At 66.8% G+C, this 15486-nt stretch carries 16 protein-coding genes; 7 read left to right on the top strand and 9 right to left on the bottom strand.

What is annotated here, in order from left to right:
* Positions 1–112 precede the first annotated feature (112 nt).
* Genes AWB92_RS28465 through AWB92_RS28440 form a run of 6 tightly spaced genes read right to left on the bottom strand, consistent with a single transcriptional unit; the run spans position 113 to position 6071 of the window.
* The gene (locus AWB92_RS28465; RefSeq protein WP_085191646.1) at positions 113–1282 is read right to left on the bottom strand and encodes a lipid-transfer protein; all 1170 of its coding nucleotides are present in this window, start codon (positions 1280–1282) and stop codon (positions 113–115) included.
* Positions 1282–1683: a MaoC family dehydratase gene (locus tag AWB92_RS28460; RefSeq protein WP_067152913.1), complete on the bottom strand. Its 402-nt coding sequence runs from the start codon at positions 1681–1683 to the stop codon at positions 1282–1284. The genes AWB92_RS28465 and AWB92_RS28460 overlap by 1 nt, the downstream gene beginning before the upstream one ends.
* Positions 1680–2642: a bifunctional MaoC family dehydratase N-terminal/OB-fold nucleic acid binding domain-containing protein gene (locus AWB92_RS28455; protein ID WP_085191644.1), complete on the bottom strand. Its 963-nt coding sequence runs from the start codon at positions 2640–2642 to the stop codon at positions 1680–1682. Before AWB92_RS28455 ends, AWB92_RS28460 begins: the two co-directional genes overlap by 4 nt.
* The gene (gene fadE29, locus AWB92_RS28450; RefSeq protein WP_068105519.1) at positions 2639–3802 is read right to left on the bottom strand and encodes an acyl-CoA dehydrogenase FadE29; all 1164 of its coding nucleotides are present in this window, start codon (positions 3800–3802) and stop codon (positions 2639–2641) included. The genes AWB92_RS28455 and fadE29 overlap by 4 nt, the downstream gene beginning before the upstream one ends.
* Positions 3793–4815, bottom strand: a complete 1023-nt coding sequence (locus AWB92_RS28445) for an acyl-CoA dehydrogenase family protein (RefSeq protein ID WP_085191642.1) — start codon at positions 4813–4815, stop codon at positions 3793–3795. The genes fadE29 and AWB92_RS28445 overlap by 10 nt, the downstream gene beginning before the upstream one ends.
* 2 nt (positions 4816–4817) lie before the next feature.
* Positions 4818–6071: a cytochrome P450 gene (locus AWB92_RS28440; protein ID WP_085191640.1), complete on the bottom strand. Its 1254-nt coding sequence runs from the start codon at positions 6069–6071 to the stop codon at positions 4818–4820.
* 183 nt (positions 6072–6254) lie between these two features.
* On the opposite strand from AWB92_RS28440, the gene AWB92_RS28435 reads away from it, so the two are divergent.
* The 3 genes from AWB92_RS28435 to AWB92_RS28425 are packed head-to-tail and all read left to right on the top strand — an operon-like array spanning position 6255 to position 8269.
* A complete protein-coding gene (locus AWB92_RS28435; RefSeq protein ID WP_085191638.1) occupies positions 6255–7418 on the top strand; it encodes a steroid 3-ketoacyl-CoA thiolase in 1164 nt (387 codons plus the stop codon).
* Positions 7418–7792: a hypothetical protein gene (locus AWB92_RS28430; RefSeq protein ID WP_085191636.1), complete on the top strand. Its 375-nt coding sequence runs from the start codon at positions 7418–7420 to the stop codon at positions 7790–7792. Before AWB92_RS28435 ends, AWB92_RS28430 begins: the two co-directional genes overlap by 1 nt.
* 21 nt (positions 7793–7813) lie before the next feature.
* Positions 7814–8269 (top strand): nitroreductase family deazaflavin-dependent oxidoreductase, encoded by a 456-nt coding sequence (locus tag AWB92_RS28425; protein ID WP_085191634.1) that lies wholly within the window; start codon positions 7814–7816, stop codon positions 8267–8269.
* A gap of 77 nt (positions 8270–8346) precedes the next feature.
* Here the strand turns inward: AWB92_RS28425 and AWB92_RS28420 are convergent, their stop codons facing one another.
* The 3 genes from AWB92_RS28420 to AWB92_RS28410 form a co-directional block, all read right to left on the bottom strand.
* Complete coding sequence (locus AWB92_RS28420) at positions 8347–10047, bottom strand: PE-PPE domain-containing protein (RefSeq protein WP_085191632.1); 1701 nt, start codon at positions 10045–10047, stop codon at positions 8347–8349.
* Positions 10048–10203: 156 nt separating this feature from the next.
* The gene (locus AWB92_RS28415) at positions 10204–11109 is read right to left on the bottom strand and encodes an SDR family oxidoreductase (RefSeq protein ID WP_085191631.1); all 906 of its coding nucleotides are present in this window, start codon (positions 11107–11109) and stop codon (positions 10204–10206) included.
* Positions 11110–11133: 24 nt separating this feature from the next.
* A complete protein-coding gene (locus tag AWB92_RS28410; RefSeq protein WP_085191684.1) occupies positions 11134–11892 on the bottom strand; it encodes an SDR family oxidoreductase in 759 nt (252 codons plus the stop codon).
* Positions 11893–11990: 98 nt separating this feature from the next.
* On the opposite strand from AWB92_RS28410, the gene echA20 reads away from it, so the two are divergent.
* The 4 genes from echA20 to ipdC are packed head-to-tail and all read left to right on the top strand — an operon-like array spanning position 11991 to position 15455.
* On the top strand, positions 11991–12749 hold the full coding sequence (gene echA20, locus AWB92_RS28405; protein ID WP_085191629.1) for a (7aS)-7a-methyl-1,5-dioxo-2,3,5,6,7,7a-hexahydro-1H-indene-carboxyl-CoA hydrolase: 759 nt from the start codon (positions 11991–11993) through the stop codon (positions 12747–12749).
* Positions 12746–13630 (top strand): cholesterol ring-cleaving hydrolase subunit IpdA, encoded by an 885-nt coding sequence (gene ipdA / locus AWB92_RS28400; protein WP_085191627.1) that lies wholly within the window; start codon positions 12746–12748, stop codon positions 13628–13630. Before echA20 ends, ipdA begins: the two co-directional genes overlap by 4 nt.
* Positions 13627–14370, top strand: a complete 744-nt coding sequence (ipdB, locus tag AWB92_RS28395) for a cholesterol ring-cleaving hydrolase subunit IpdB (protein WP_085191625.1) — start codon at positions 13627–13629, stop codon at positions 14368–14370. The genes ipdA and ipdB overlap by 4 nt, the downstream gene beginning before the upstream one ends.
* Positions 14370–15455 (top strand): (3aS,4S,5R,7aS)-5-hydroxy-7a-methyl-1-oxo-octahydro-1H-indene-4-carboxyl-CoA dehydrogenase, encoded by a 1086-nt coding sequence (gene ipdC / locus AWB92_RS28390; protein WP_142282362.1) that lies wholly within the window; start codon positions 14370–14372, stop codon positions 15453–15455. Before ipdB ends, ipdC begins: the two co-directional genes overlap by 1 nt.
* The last annotated feature ends 31 nt before the right edge of the window (positions 15456–15486 follow it).

Here is a 15486-nt window from a genome sequence, read left to right as displayed (position 1 = left end):
CGCCGCAGGGTCGCATGCGTAACCACCGGCGTCACTTCAGCCGCCGAGTGCCCGGCCAGCCGAGCCTTGAGCGCCGAACGCCCGGCTAGGCGGGCGCCCGGCCGACCATGAGCTAGCCGAGGATCAGGCCCGACGTGGGTACGCCCGTACCCGCCGTGACGAGGACGTGCTCGACGTCGGGCACCGGATTGACCGATGTCCCACGCAATTGCCGCACACCCTCCGCGATGCCGTTCATGCCGTGGATGTAGGCCTCCCCGAGTTGACCGCCGTGGGTGTTGATCGGCAGCCGGCCGCCCACCTCGATGGCGCCGTCGGCGATGAAGTCCTTCGCCTCGCCGCGACCGCAGAATCCCAACTCCTCCAACTGAATCAGCGTGAACGGAGTGAAGTGGTCGTACAGGATTGCGGTCTGGATGTCGGTCGGCTTGAGACCGGATTGCTGCCAAAGCTGACGGCCCACCACGCCCATCTCGGGCAGACCGAGTTCGGAGCGGTAGTAGCTGACCATCGTGTACTGGTCGGGACTCGCGCCCTGGGCCGCCGCCTCGATAACGGCCGGCCGCTGCTTGAGGTCACGCGCGCGCTCCACCGACGTCACGACCAGGGCGACCGCGCCGTCAGTCTCCTGACAGCAGTCAAGCAGCCGCAGCGGCTCGGCGATCCACCGCGAATTCTGGTGGTCCTCAATGGTTATCGGCTTCTCGTAGAAGTATGCCTTGGGGTTCTTGGCGGCGTGCTTGCGGTCTGCCACCGACACCGCACCGAAGTCGCGGCTCGTCGCGCCCGACCAGTGCATGTACCGCTGCGCGATCATCGCGACCTGCGCGGCCGGCGTCGACAGCCCATGTGGGTAAGAGAACGAATTGTCCGCCGCGGTCGAATCGGCCTGTACGCCGGCATTTCCCACCAGCCGGGTCTGCACCTGCCCGAAGCGCTGGCCGGAACGTTCGTTGAACGCCCGGTAGGCCACCACGACGTCCGCCAGTCCGGTCGCGACAGCCGCCGCGGCATGCGCGACGGTCCCGCACGCGGCACCGCCGCCGTAGCCCGTCTGGGCGAAGAACCTCAGGTCACCGATGCCGGTCGCCCGCGCGACGGCGGTCTCGTTGTTGCTGTCCATCGTGAACGTCGTGAGCCCGTCGACGTCGGACGGGTTCAAACCGGCGTCGTCCAGCGCATCAAGGACCGCCTCGGCCGCAAGCCGCAGCTCGCTTCGGCCGGAATTCTTCGAGAAGTCGGTAGCGCCAATGCCGACGATGGCGGCCTTACCCGACAGCATTAGGCGTCCCCAATCGTCAGCGTCGCGGTAGCGATGACATGGTCGCCAAGGCTGTTGCGGCCCACCACTTTCACCGTGATCAGCCCGTCCTCCACCGCCGTCACCTCACCGGAGAAGGTGGTCGTGTCATAGGCGTACCACGGCACGCCCAGCCGCAGCCCGATCGATTTGATCAACGCCGTCGGCCCCGCCCAGTCGGTCAGGAAGCGCTGCACCAGCCCGGTGTCGGTGAGGATGTTGACGAAGATGTCCTTGGATCCCTTGGCCTGCGCCAGATCCCGGTCGTGGTGCACGTCCTGGAAGTCTCGGGTGGCGATGGCCGTCGAGATGATGAACGTGGGGGTGCCTTCGATCTTGAGCTCGGGCAGCTTCGTACCCACTTCGATGGCGGGTGCGCTCATGCTTGGGGCTCCCATGCGTACAGGGTCCATTCGGGGCCGGACTCGCCGGCGGGAAAGTCGATATAGGTTGCCCGGACTGGCATTCCGATCTTCACCGCGGCGGCGTCCACCCCCCGCAGCTCGCCCAGCATGCGGACACCCTCTTCGAGTTCCACCAGTGCGATGACGAACGGCAGCGTGCGCCCGGGCACCTTCGGCGCGTGGTGCACCACGAAGCTGTACACCGTGCCCGTACCACCGGCCACCACGTAGTCGATCGGCTGCTCTTTGTCCTGCCACACAGCCGGCACCGGCGGGTGCTGCAGGCTTCCGTCGGGCCGCCGCTGAATACGCAACTCGTGAGCCGCCACGCCTTCCCAAAAGAACGCGGTGTCGCGCGACACCGCGGGGCGCATCATGGCGTCGGCGTCCAGATCCTCCGGCACCGCAGACGCGGTCGCGGCAGCCTCGCGAGGCTTGAATTTGAGTATCCGCCAGGCCATCTCGGCGACGTCCTCGTCGCCGACGCGCCAGGTGATGTGCTGGTTGATGAACCAGCCCTCACCAAGCGCGGTCTGCTTGGGGCCGACTACGTCGCGCATTTCGGAGTGGACGGTCACGTGCTCGCCCGGCCGCAGATACCGGTGGTAGGTCTGCTCGCAGTTGGTGGCGACCACGCCGACATAGCCTGCGTCGTCGAACAATTCCATCATGGGGCCCATGGGATCGTCGGTCGGACGTTCACCGCCCAGGCCGAACATCGTCCACACCTGGATCATCGCCGGCGGCGCCACTAGTCCGGGATGGCCGGCGGCGCGCGCCGCGGCCTCGTCGATGTAGATCGGGTTGCGGTCGCCGATGGCCTCGACCCAGTTGTTGATGATGGGTTGGTTCACCGGATCCCGGCCCGTGCGGGGCGCGGCTACGACGGTGGACGTGATTTCTGCGACGGCCTTCTTGATGGTGTCCGCGTCCGTCATCTGGGCACCCGCGGCACCTTGAGGCCGGCGGCCGCGATCATTTCACGCATCACTTCGTTAACGCCTCCACCGAAGGTGATTACCAGGTTGCGCTTGGTTTGCGAGTCCAGCCAACGCAGCAGCTCGGCGGTGTCCGGTTCCGCCGGGTTCCCGTACTTGCCGACGACCTCCTCGGCGAGTCGGCCGATGTACTGGATGCGCTCGGTGCCAAAGACTTTCGTCGACGCCGCGTCGGCCACATTGATGTCCTCACCCGCGGCAGCGACCTGCCAGTTCAGCAGCTCGTTGATCCGCCACATCGCGTAGATCTCCCCGAGCGCCCGCTTGACGTCCTCGTGGTCGATCGGCGTGACACCGTTACCGCCCGGTTTGGACGCCCAGGCGTGCAGCCGGTCGTAGATGCCGGCGGTGCGGCCCGCGGGGCCCAGCATGACCCGCTCGTTGTTGAGCTGCGTGGTGATCAGCCGCCATCCGCCGTTCTCCTCGCCGACCAGCATGTCGGCGGGCACCCGGACGTCGTTGTAGTACGTGGCGTTGGTGTGGTGGGCGCCGTCGGACAGGATGATCGGCGTCCAGGAGTATCCGGGATCCTTCGTGTCGACGATCAGGATCGAAATGCCCTTGTGCTTCACGGCTTCCGGGTCGGTGCGGCAGGCCAGCCAGATGTAGTCGGCGTCGTGGGCTCCGGTGGTGAAGATCTTCTGGCCGTTGACGATGTACTCGTCGCCCTGGCGCACGGCGGTGGTCCGCAGGGACGCCAGATCTGTGCCGGCCTCGGGCTCGGTGTAGCCGATCGCGAAATGGACCTCACCGGCCAGGATCGCCGGCAGGAACTTCTTCTTCTGCGCCTCGCTGCCGAACTGCTGCAGAACCGGACCCACGGTCTGCAACGTCACCGCCGGCAACGGCACGTCGGCCCGGTGCGCCTCGTTGACGAAGATCGACTGCTCTATCGGGCCGAAGCCCAAGCCGCCGAACTCCTTTGGCCACCCCACCCCCAGCTTTCGGTCCTTGCCCATTCGCCGGATCACCGCGCGATAGGCCTCGTTGTGCCGGTCCTGCTCCATCGCCTTCATCTCGTCGGACGAGATCAGGTTCGAAAAGTATTCCCGCAGTTCGGCTTGCAGCTGTCGCTGCTCGGGGGTCAGGTCTATGAACATTGCGCTCCCACCAGGTCAAGGCGAAGAGACGGCCCGCCCAGCAGGCGGGTCAGGTCTTTGATCGTGGAGTAGTACCGGTGCATGGGGTACGTGATGTCCATGCCCATGCCGCCGTGCAGGTGATGGCAGGTCTGCATCACCGGCGGCGCCTGCGACGTTATCCAGTAACCCAGGACGTCCAGGTCGCTATCGGCGTCACGCCCTTCGGACAGCCGCCACACCACCGACTTCGACGCCAAATCGATGGTGCGCGAGGCGATGTAGACCTCCGCGAGCTGCGCCGCCACGGTCTGGAACGTCGACAGCGGCTTGCCGAACTGCTTGCGGTTGGCGACGTAGTCGGCGGTCAGGCGCAGTGCCCCTGCCACCAACCCGTCGGCGAACGCGCCCACCGCGGCCAGCGCCAGCTGGTTGACCCGGCGCGGCCCGTTAATATCGGCACCCCCCAACACGTCCGAGTCGTCAACCGCCACACCGTCAAACGTGACCGTGTATTCGTCCGAACCGTTCGACGTCGGCGTGCCCACCAGCCGCACTCCATCGGCCTTGGGCGACACCACCACCACCGCGCTGTCGGCGGTCACGATCATCCAATCCGCTTGCTCGGCATAGGCCACGCCGATCTTGGTGCCGGACAACCGCCCGCCCGCGAACGTGACGCCGGGCCGGTCGGGCAGCGCCGCGCAGGGCTCGTTGAGCGCCGCGGTCAATACCGAGCCCTTTGCGACCCCGGCCAGATAGCGGTCCTGCTGCTCTTCGGATGCCAGCTCGAGCAGCGGCAGCACGCCGAAGCCCAGCGTGGCCAGCGCCGGCGTGATGGCGCCGTGGCGGCCCACTTCGGTCAGCACCGTGGCGACCTCGGGCAGACCCACGCCGTCGCCCCCGAGGCGTTCGGGCACCGGGAGCGCCGTCACGCCCCCGCTGACCAGCGCCTCCCACGAAAGATCCCGGTCCAGCACCGACGTCACAACGTCGGCGACGGCTTGCTGCTCGGCGGTGAGATCGAAGTCCATTGTCAGTGCGCCACCGGGCATTTACCGGTGTAGTCCACCTGCCAGCGCTTGATGCCGTTGAGCCAGCCCGAGCGCAGCCGCTCCGGCTCCGAGATCGGCTTGAGGTCCGGCATATGGTCGGCCACGGCGTTGAAGATCAGGTTGATCGTCAGCTTGGCGAGGTTCGCGCCGATGCAGTAGTGCGCGCCGGTGCCGCCGAAACCGACGTGCGGGTTGGGATCCCGAAGGACGTTGAAGGTGTACGGGTCGTCGAAGATTTCCTCGTCGAAGTTGGCCGATCGATAGAACAGCACGACCCGCTGGCCCTTCTTGATCTGCACGCCGGAGAGTTCGTAGTCCTCCAGAGCGGTCCGCTGGAAACAGGTGACCGGGGTGGCCCAGCGGACGATCTCGTCGGCGGCGGTCTCCGGGCGCTCCTTTTTGTACAGCTCCCACTGGTCGGGGAAGTCGGCGAACGCCATCATCCCCTGCGTGATGGAGTTGCGGGTGGTCTCGTTGCCGGCCACCGCGAGCATCATCACGAAGAAACCGAACTCGTCGTCGGAGAGCTTTTCCCCGTCGATGTCGGCGTTGATCAGCGTGGTGACGATGTCCTCGCCGGGCTTTTCGGCCTTGATGGCCGCCATCTGCATCGCGTAGTTGAGCACCTCGAACGACGACGTCTTCGGATCGATGTCGGCATATTCGGGATCGTCGTTTCCGGTCATCTCGTTTGACCAGCGGAACAGCTTTTCGCGGTCCTCTTGCGGCACCCCGAGTAAGCCCGCGATGGCCTGCAGCGGGAGCTCGCAGGACACCTGCTCGACGAAGTCGCCGGAGCCGGCGGCCGCCGCGTCCCGGGCGATCTTCTGGGCGCGCTCCCGCAGCTCGTCCTCCAGGCGCCCGACGGCCCGCGGGGTGAAACCGCGGGAGATGATCTTGCGCAGCCGGGTGTGGTGCGGCGCGTCCATGTTGAGCATGACGAACCGCTGCAGCTCGATGTCTTCGCGCGCGATGTCCTCGTTGAACCGGGGGATCACGCAGTTCTCGTAGCTGGAGAACACGTCGCTGCGCCGCGAGATCTCCTTGACATCGTTGAGCTTGGTGATCGCCCAGAAGCCGCCGTCGTGGAAGCCGCCGCCGTGGCCCGGGGCTTGCTCGTTCCACCAGATCGGCGCCGTCGCGCGGACCTCGGCGAACTCTTCGACCGGAATCCGCTCCGCGTAGATGTCGGGGTCGGTGAAATCGAACCCGGGCGGAAGGTTGGGGCTGGGCACGCTACTTCTCCTTTAACTGCTGGTCCCTATGCTGGTCTGGCGACTGGCCAGTGACTGGCGATCCCAGGACACTAGCTTCCCTAGTGGAGCTCTGTTGCCAGTAAAACATGCCTCCACCGTAGAAAAAAGGCGCCGACGCATCGTCGCTTGTCATAGTAATGAAACGTGTTCTAGCCTGGCCCCATGGGTAACCCGGTAATCGTTGAAGCCACTCGCAGCCCGATCGGCAAGCGCAATGGATGGCTTTCAGGACTGCACGCCACCGAGCTTCTGGGCGCGGTGCAAAAGGCGCTGGTGGAAAAGGCCGGCATCGACGCCGGTGATGTGGAACAGGTCGTCGGCGGCTGCGTCACGCAGTTCGGCGAGCAGTCCAACAACATCACCCGGGTGAGCTGGCTCGTGGCCGGCCTGCCGGAGCACGTGGGCGCCACGACCGTGGACTGCCAGTGCGGCAGCAGCCAGCAGGCTAACGGCCTGGTCGCCGGCCTGATCGCGGCGGGCGCCATCGACATCGGCATCGCCTGTGGGATCGAGGCCATGAGCCGCGTCGGGCTCGGCGCCAACGCCGGGCCCGACCGCAGCATCCTGCGGCCGGCCTCGTGGGACATCGACCTGCCCGACCAGTTCACCGCCGCCGAGCGGATCGCCAAGCGCCGCGGCATCACCCGCGAAGACATCGACGCCTGGGGCCTCCAGTCGCAGCTACGCGCCAAGCAGGCGTGGGCCGAGGGCCGGTTCGACCGGGAAATCTCGCCGATCGAGGCGCCGGTGCTCGATGAGCAGAAGCAGCCCACCAGCGAGCGCCACATGGTGGGCCGCGACCAGGGCCTGCGCGACACCACCCTGGAGGGCCTGAGCCAGCTCAAGCCGGTCATCGAGGGCGGCATCCACACGGCGGGCACGTCGTCGCAGATCTCCGACGGCGCCGCGGCGGTGTTGTGGATGGACGAGGACAAGGCCAAGGCGCTCGGTCTGCGACCGCGGGCCCGGATCGTCAGCCAGGCGCTCGTCGGCGCCGAGCCCTACTACCACCTCGACGGCCCGGTGCAGTCGACGGCGAAGGTGCTGGAGAAGGCCGGGATGAAGATGGGCGACATCGACATCACCGAGATCAACGAGGCCTTCGCGTCGGTGGTGCTGTCCTGGGCGCGCGTCCACGAGCCCGACATGGCCAAGGTCAACGTCAACGGCGGCGCGATCGCGCTCGGCCACCCGGTGGGCAGCACCGGCAGCCGGCTGATCACCACCGCGCTGCACGAGCTCGAGCGCACCGACCAGACGACCGCGCTGATCACCATGTGCGCGGGCGGCGCCCTGTCCACCGGAACCATCATCGAACGGATCTAGTGGGCGTCTCCGAGGCCGACCGCATCGCCGCGGCCCAGGCGTACATCGACGCCCTGGTCACCCACGACGCCGACGCCGTCCCGTTCGCGGATGGCTGCACCCGCGTCGAGGTGGGCCTCAAATCGGGATTTTCCGGAAATCACCTGCGGCGCAGCCTAAATCGCGGACCGCAGTACCGCATCATCGCGGCGACGACCCCGCCGGAGTACACCGTGTCCGGTGACGAAGTGCGCGCGGTGTACGACGTGCTGACCAAGGTCTCTTTCGGCGGCCGGCGGGTCGGGTCGCGGGTCGACGAGACCTTCGTGATACCGGAATCCGACGGGCTGATCCACCACATCAGGGCCAAGTTGCGTCCGTTCATTCAGCGCTGAAGTGGCTCTAGGATCACTGTCATGCCGAAATCACCGCCACGGTTTCACGACACGCCCTACGCCGACTTCTTCATCAAGTGGATGTCACGCCTCAACACGTTCTTCTACCGCCGCAACGGCGGCGAAGGCTTCGGCGGCAAGTTCCAGAACATTCCCGTCGCCCTGCTGACGACCATTGGCCGCAAGACCGGCGAGCCCCGCATCAGCCCGCTGTACTTCCTGCGCGACGGCGACCGGGTGATCGTCGCGGCGTCCAAGGGTGGTGCCGCGAAGAACCCGATGTGGTACCTGAACCTGAAGGCCAACCCCAAGGTGAAGGTGCAGATCAAGAAAGAGGTCCTCGACCTGACCGCGCGGGACGCCACCGACGAGGAGCGCGCCCACTACTGGCCGCAATTGGTGGACATGTACCCGTCCTACGACGACTACCAGTCCTGGACCGACCGGACCATCCCAATCGTCATCTGCGAGCCGTAGCGTCGCGCCGAACGTGCGCTCATCGCGGAAAATCGCCGAAGACAGCTCCGCCAGTGCACGTTCGGCGCAGGCGGATCCTACGGGATCAGGTTTGACAGGTCGCCGATGACGGTTTCGGCCTGACCGATGACCGCGAACGCTTCGAAGGCGCCGGCCAGCGGAATGAGGTAGGTGTCGGTTGCGATGGGTTGGCCGATGGCGGCGACGAGGTTACCCGTTTGAAGTCCGTCGGCGAAGAGGGTCAGGTCGTACGCGGGCAGGCTCGTCACGAGAGCATTGGCGACATCGGCCGTGGGCAGCAGAATCGAATAGGCATCCGAGGCCGCGCCCGACAGCGTATTCACCGCGTGGTAGATATTGCCGGCGACGTTGACGGGTGACAGGGCGGAGACGAGGTCGGTCAGGCTGGGCAACGTGATGGCTGATGGCCCCGAAGAGGGCATGGTCAGCGAACCCACCGACGACGCGAGCGACCCGGTTGAGGAGAATTCGGCGGAGATGTCGTGCATGAAGTCGGCGATGCCCTGCGGGGTACCCGAGGCGAGCAGGCCGGGCACTTTTTCTACGTCGCTCAGGGGTGGGAAAAGACCGAACTCGGTGGGCACGTTGGCTGGACCCTGTGACCAGCCGTAATTGGGGTCGCCGTAGCCCAGGTTCACCAGCACCTTCAAATCCGGTTGGATCAGGTCGGCCAGTGGATTGCCTACGACCGGGATCGCGCGCAGCGGTTCCAGCAGCGGCAGATTCTGGGTGGGGATCATCTCGTAGGTCGTCATGGTCGGGCCCACGGTCGGCAATTGGATTGCCGTTCCGAGCTGGGTGGGGGTCAGATCGGTGTAGGTGGGATGCACGTAGTAAATCCCCGCGAGCGAGTTGAGATCCGACAGCAAATTAATTGGGTACTGCGGGACGTCGGCGAAACCGTCGTATTCCTGCGTCCAAATGGTGGTCGGGTACAGATTGTCCGGGGTGGGGCCGTTGAAGGTGATGCCGAGAGCCGGGATGCTCAAGCCGTTCAACCGTTCGAATAGTCCGCCGTTGGGCGCGTTGGGATCGCCGGTCAGCACAAAGGAGACGGCCGACGTCGGCACGCCTTGGGACGCGAGCAGCGGCATCACCATGGACGAGATTGTCGAACTCTGCGACTCGCCTTTGACAACGAGGGTGTTGCCCGCGGCGACCTGCTGCAAAATCGTGTTATCGAGAATCTGGACACCTTGGGCTTCCGACATGTCCAGCGTCAAGCTCTTGACCCCGGTGTACAGCCCGTAATTCCCTTCGGGTGTGAATAGGGCTTGTGGCGTGAAATTCTGGAAAAAGGGCGCGATGTAGAGGTTGAAATTCTTCGTGATGAAGTCCGGGGTAGGTATCGGCTCCCCGCTGCCGCCGATGATCAATGCCACGTTCGCGGCGCTGGTGGCGCCGGGTCCGGCGAGCAGGCCGTTGACTCCGGTTCCCGCACCGATGGCGGCACGCAGCTGCCCCAAATTCGAAGCGCAGGCCGCCTCCGCGTCCGCGTAGGCCCCCGCACCCGCCGTCAGCGCCTGAATAAACCGCTGGTGAAACGCCTCCGCCTGAGCGCTTACCGCCTGAAAGGCCTGGGCGTGCTCGGAAAACAACGCCGCGATCGCCGCCGACACCTCATCCTTGGCCGCGGCCATGATCCCCGTGGTCCGAACAGCCGCGGACTCATTCGCGACGTTGAGCGTTCCAGCGATACTGGCTAAATCTGTTGCCGCCGCATTCAGGTTCTCCGGCATCGCGACGAGATAGGACATCTGAAACCTCCATTGGTTCCGCGGCCAGACGGCATCCCGTCACACCCGGACGCGCCGCCCGGAACGCAGGGTATCGCGTTCAAGAAGAAACGCGCCAGGATCCGCGAGATATTCTGCGGCAGAGTCGCATTCGGTGCGCCCAGCGCCGCGGGAGCGCTAGGCCCCGTAGACCGGGACCGGCGGCCGCGCCTTGGCCAGCAGGTCGGCGACGACGGGTCCCAGCTCGGCCGGATCCCACCGGGCGCCCTTGTCGATCTGCGGGCCGTGCGCCCAGCCCTCGGCTACCCGGATCTTGCCGCCCTCCACCTCGAACACCTTGCCGGTGACGTCGCGGGATTCTGCGCTGCCCAGCCAGACGACCAGCGGGGAGATGTTCTCCGGCGCCATGGCGTCGAAATCCTGGTCCTGCGTGGCCATCATCTCGGCGAAGACGGTCTCGGTCATGCGGGTGCGGGCCGACGGCGCGATCGCGTTGACCGTCACGCCGTACCTGCCCATCTCGGCGGCGCCGACGAGCGTCATCGCCGCGATGCCCGCCTTGGCCGCGCTGTAGTTACCCTGCCCGACGCTGCCCTGCAGGCCCGCACCGGAACTGGTGTTGATGATCCGCGCGTCGACGGTTTTGCCCTCTTTGGAGAGCCCCCGCCAATACGACGCGGCGTGCCGCATGGTGGCGAAGTGCCCCTTCAGGTGCACGGCGATGACGGCGTCGAACTCCTCCTCGCTGGTGTTGGCCATCATCCGATCGCGGACGATGCCGGCGTTGTTCACCAAAACGTCTAGGCCACCGAAGGTTTCGACGGCGGTCTGGATCAGCCCGGCCGCCTGGTTCCAGTCGGCGATGTTGGATCCGTCGGCGACGGCTTCGCCGCCGGCCGCGGTGATCTCGTCGACCACGCCCTGCGCGGCGCTGCCGCCGCCCGCGGGCGAGCCGTCCAGGCCCACGCCGATGTCATTGACGACGACGCGCGCGCCTTCGGCCGCGAAGGCGAGCGCATGCGCGCGACCGATGCCGCCGCCCGCTCCGGTGACGATGACGACCCGGCCGTCAACTAGCCCCATTGATACCCATCCCGTTCTTCTCCTCTACTTGATCGCGCTCGCGTTAGTGGTGGCCAGGTAGTGCGGCGGTTCCCCGCCGCCGTGCACCTCCAACGAGGCGCCGCTGATGTAGCACGCCGCGTCCGAGGCCAAAAACGCTGCGGCCCAACCGACGTCCTCCGGCTTGGCCAGCCGGCCCAGTGGCACGTTCTTCGAGATCGCGGCGATCGACTCGGCGTTGCCGTAGAACAGGTCGGCCTGTTCGGTCTCGACCATCCCGACCACGCAGGCATTCACCCGAACCTTGGGGCCCCATTCCACCGCCAGCGTCTGCGTAAGGCTTTCCAGGCCGGCCTTGGCCGCGCCGTACGCGCCGGTGCCCGGCGACGGCCGACGGCCGGACAGGCTGCAGATGTTGACGATCGAACCACCCCCGGGCTGGTCCTGCATCTTGTCGTTGGCGCACTGCGAAACCAACAGCGCACCAACGAGGTTGAGCTCGATGATCTTGCGGTTGAACTTCGCGCTGGACTCCGCGGTCAGCACGTAGGGCGATCCCCCGGCGTTGTTGACGACGACGTCCAACCGGCCGTGCTGGTCGACGATGGAGTCGACCAACGACTTGACGGCCTCTTCGTCGCGCACGTCGCACGGGTGGAACTCGTACGGCAAGCCCTCGACGGGCCGGCGCGCGCAGGTGATCACGGTGGCGCCCTGCTTGGCGAAGACCGAGCTGATGCCGGCGCCGACGCCGCGCACACCGCCCGTAACTAGAACCACCCGCCCGGCCAGCCCCAGGTTGATGCCTTCCGAAAGGGGCGAGCCTGCTTCGGCGGGAGTCACTGTGCTAGCGTACCAAGCAAGTGCTTGCTTAGGTAGTTACCCCACGAGGAAGTGGCAGCTTGCCCATCACAACCACCACCACCGAACCGGGCATCGTCGCGGTCACCGTCGACTACCCGCCTGTCAACGCCATCCCGTCCCGCGGCTGGTTCGAACTGGCCGACGCCGTCACGGCCGCCGGCGCCAATCCCCAGACCCACGCGGTGATCCTGCGGGCCGAAGGCCGGGGCTTCAACGCGGGTGTGGACATCAAGGAGATGCAGCGCACCGAGGGATTCACCGCGCTGATCGACGCCAACCGCGGCTGCTTCGCCGCCTTTCGCGCGGTCTACGAATGCGCCGTCCCGGTGATCGCGGCCGTGAACGGATTCTGCGTCGGCGGCGGCATCGGCCTGGTGGGCAACTCCGACGTCATCGTGGCCTGCGACGACGCCACGTTCGGGCTGCCGGAGGTCGAACGCGGCGCACTCGGCGCGGCGACGCACCTGTCGCGGCTGGTGCCGCAGCACCTGATGCGGCGGCTGTTCTTCACCGCCGCCACCGTCGACGCCGCCACCCTGCATCACTTCGGTTCCGTGCATGAGGTGGTGCCCCGGGATCAGCTGGACGAGGCCGCTTTACGGGTCGCCCGCGACATCGCCGCCAAGGACACCCGCGTCATCCGCGCGGCCAAGGAGGCGCTCAACCTCATCGACGTGCAGCGGGTCAACTCGAGTTATCGCATGGAACAAGGGTTTACGTTCGAGCTCAACCTCGCCGGGGTGGCCGACGAGCACCGCGACGCGTTCGCCGGCACGACGAAGGGTGAAAAGTCGTGAGCGACAAGCGGACCACCCTCGACGACGCCGTCGCACAATTGCGCAGCGGCATGACGATCGGCGTCGGCGGCTGGGGCTCCCGGCGCAAGCCCATGGCCTTCGTGCGGGCGATGCTGCGCACTGACGTCACAGACCTGACGATAGTCACCTACGGCGGACCCGACCTCGGTCTGCTGTGCTCGGCGGGCAAGGTCAAGCGCGTCTACTACGGCTTCGTGTCGCTGGACTCCGCGCCGTTCTACGACCCGTGGTTCGCCAAGGCCCGCACCAGCGGCGCCATCGAAGCGCGCGAGATGGACGAGGGCATGCTGCGCTGCGGGTTGCAGGCGGCGGCGCAGCGACTGCCGTTCCTGCCGATTCGCGCGGGGCTGGGCAGTTCGGTTCCCGAATTCTGGGAGGGCGAGCTGCGCACGGTCACCAGCCCCTACCCGGCGCCCGGCGGCGGGCACGAGACGCTGCTCGCGATGCCCGCCCTGCGCCTGGACGCCGCCTTCGTACACCTCAATCTCGGTGACAGCCAAGGCAATGCGGCATACAGCGGCATCGACCCCTACTTCGACGACCTCTTCCTGATGGCGGCCGAGCGGCGCTACCTGTCGGTGGAGCGCGTCGTGTCGACCGAGGAACTGGTCAAGGCGGTCCCACCCCAGGCGCTGCTGGTGAACCGCATGATGGTCGACGGGGTCGTGGAGGCGCCCGGCGGGGCCCACTTCACCACCGCAGCACCGGATTACGGCCGCGACGAGAAGTTTCAGCGGCACTACGCCGAGGCGGCCTCCACCGACGAGGGCTGGCAAGCTTTCGTCCAGACCTACCTCTCGGGTGGCGAGGACGACTACCAGGCAGCGGTTCGCGCATTTGCAGAGGAGGCCGCGAAATGAGCACCCGAGCCGAGGTGTGCGCGGTCGCCTGCGCCGAGTTGTTCAGGGACGCGGGCGATATCATGATCAGCCCGATGACGAACATGGCGTCCGTCGGTGCGCGGCTGGCCCGGCTGACGTTCTCGCCGGACATCCTGCTGACCGACGGCGAGGCGCAGCTGCTGGCGGACACCCCGGCGCTGGGCAAGACCGGCGCGATCGAAGGCTGGATGCCCTTCGGCCGCGTGTTCGAGACCCTGGCCTGGGGGCGCCGCCACGTGGTGATGGGTGCCAATCAGGTGGATCGCTTTGGCAACCAGAACATCTCGGCGTTCGGCCCGCTGCAGCATCCCACCCGGCAGATGTTCGGCCTGCGCGGCGCGCCCGGCAACGCGATCAACCACTCGACTAGTTACTGGGTGGGCAACCATTCCAAGCGGGTGTTCTGCGAGGCGGTCGACGTGGTGTGCGGCATCGGCTGGGACAAGATCGATCCGGACAACCCGGCGTTCCGGTTCGCCAACCCGTATCGGGTGGTGTCCAACCTCGGGGTGTTCGACTTCAACGGGCCCGGCAGGACTATGCGGGCGGTGTCGCTGCACCCCGGTGTGTCACCCGACGACGTCCGGGAGAACACCTCGTTCGAGGTGGACGGCCTCGACGAGGCGGAGGAGACCCGGCTGCCGACCGACGACGAGCTGCGCCTGATCCGCGATGTCATCGATCCCAAAGCGCTACGCGACAGAGAGATCCGTTCATGATTAGGCTGCGCACGCCGCTGACCGACCTGGTCGGCGTCGAGCATCCGGTGGTGCAAACGGGCATGGGCTGGGTGGCCGGTGCCCGGCTGGTTTCCGCCACGGCCAACGCGGGCGGGCTGGGCATCCTGGCCTCGGCGACGATGACCCTGGACGAGTTGGCGACGGCGATCAAGAAGGTCAAGGCCGCGACCGACAAGCCGTTCGGCGTGAACATCCGCGCCGACGCCGCCGACGCGGGCGACCGCGTCGAGCTGATGATCCGAGAGGGCGTCAAGGTGGCGTCGTTCGCGTTGGCGCCCAAGCAGGAGCTGATCGCCCGGCTCAAAGATGCTGGAGCGGTGGTCATCCCGTCGATCGGTGCGGCCAAACACGCGCGCAAGGTCGCGGGCTGGGGCGCCGATGCGATGATCGTGCAGGGCGGCGAGGGCGGCGGACACACCGGGCCCGTCGCGACGACTCTGCTGTTGCCGTCGGTACTGGACGCCGTGCAGGGCACCGGGATCCCGGTGATCGCGGCGGGCGGATTCTTCGACGGGCGTGGTCTCGCGGCGGCGTTGTCCTACGGCGCCGCGGGTGTGGCGATGGGCACCAGGTTCCTGCTCACCTCGGATTCCACCGTGCCCGACTCGGTCAAGCGGCAGTACCTTGAGGCCGCGCTGGACGGCACGGTCGTCACCACGCGAGTCGACGGCATGCCGCACCGGGTGCTGCGGACCGGGCTGGTCGAGAAGCTGGAAAGCGGCTCGCCGGTAAGGGGTTTGGCGGCGGCGGTGCGCAACGCGGCGAAGTTCAAGAGCATGTCGCAGATGACGTGGGCCTCGATGATCCGCGACGGCCTGGCGATGCGCCACGGCAAGGAGCTGACCTGGTCGCAGGTGGTGATGGCGGCGAACACCCCGATGCTGCTCAAGGCGGGGCTGGTCGAGGGCAACACCGAAGCCGGCGTGCTGGCGTCCGGTCAGGTGGCCGGCATCCTGGACGACTTGCCGTCGTGCGCCGAGTTGATCGAATCGATCGTCCGCGACGCGATCGCCCACTTGAAGGCCGCGACGGCGCTGGTCGAAGAACCGTCAGCGGTGGACTAAGGACCCTGGCCGCGGAGCAGGGCGGGGCGTC

Source organism: Mycobacterium sp. IEC1808, assembly GCF_002101935.1.
Taxonomy (GTDB): domain Bacteria; phylum Actinomycetota; class Actinomycetes; order Mycobacteriales; family Mycobacteriaceae; genus Mycobacterium.
Note: the sequence above shows the minus strand (reverse complement) of the source record. Positions and strands in the feature narration are given on the sequence as shown.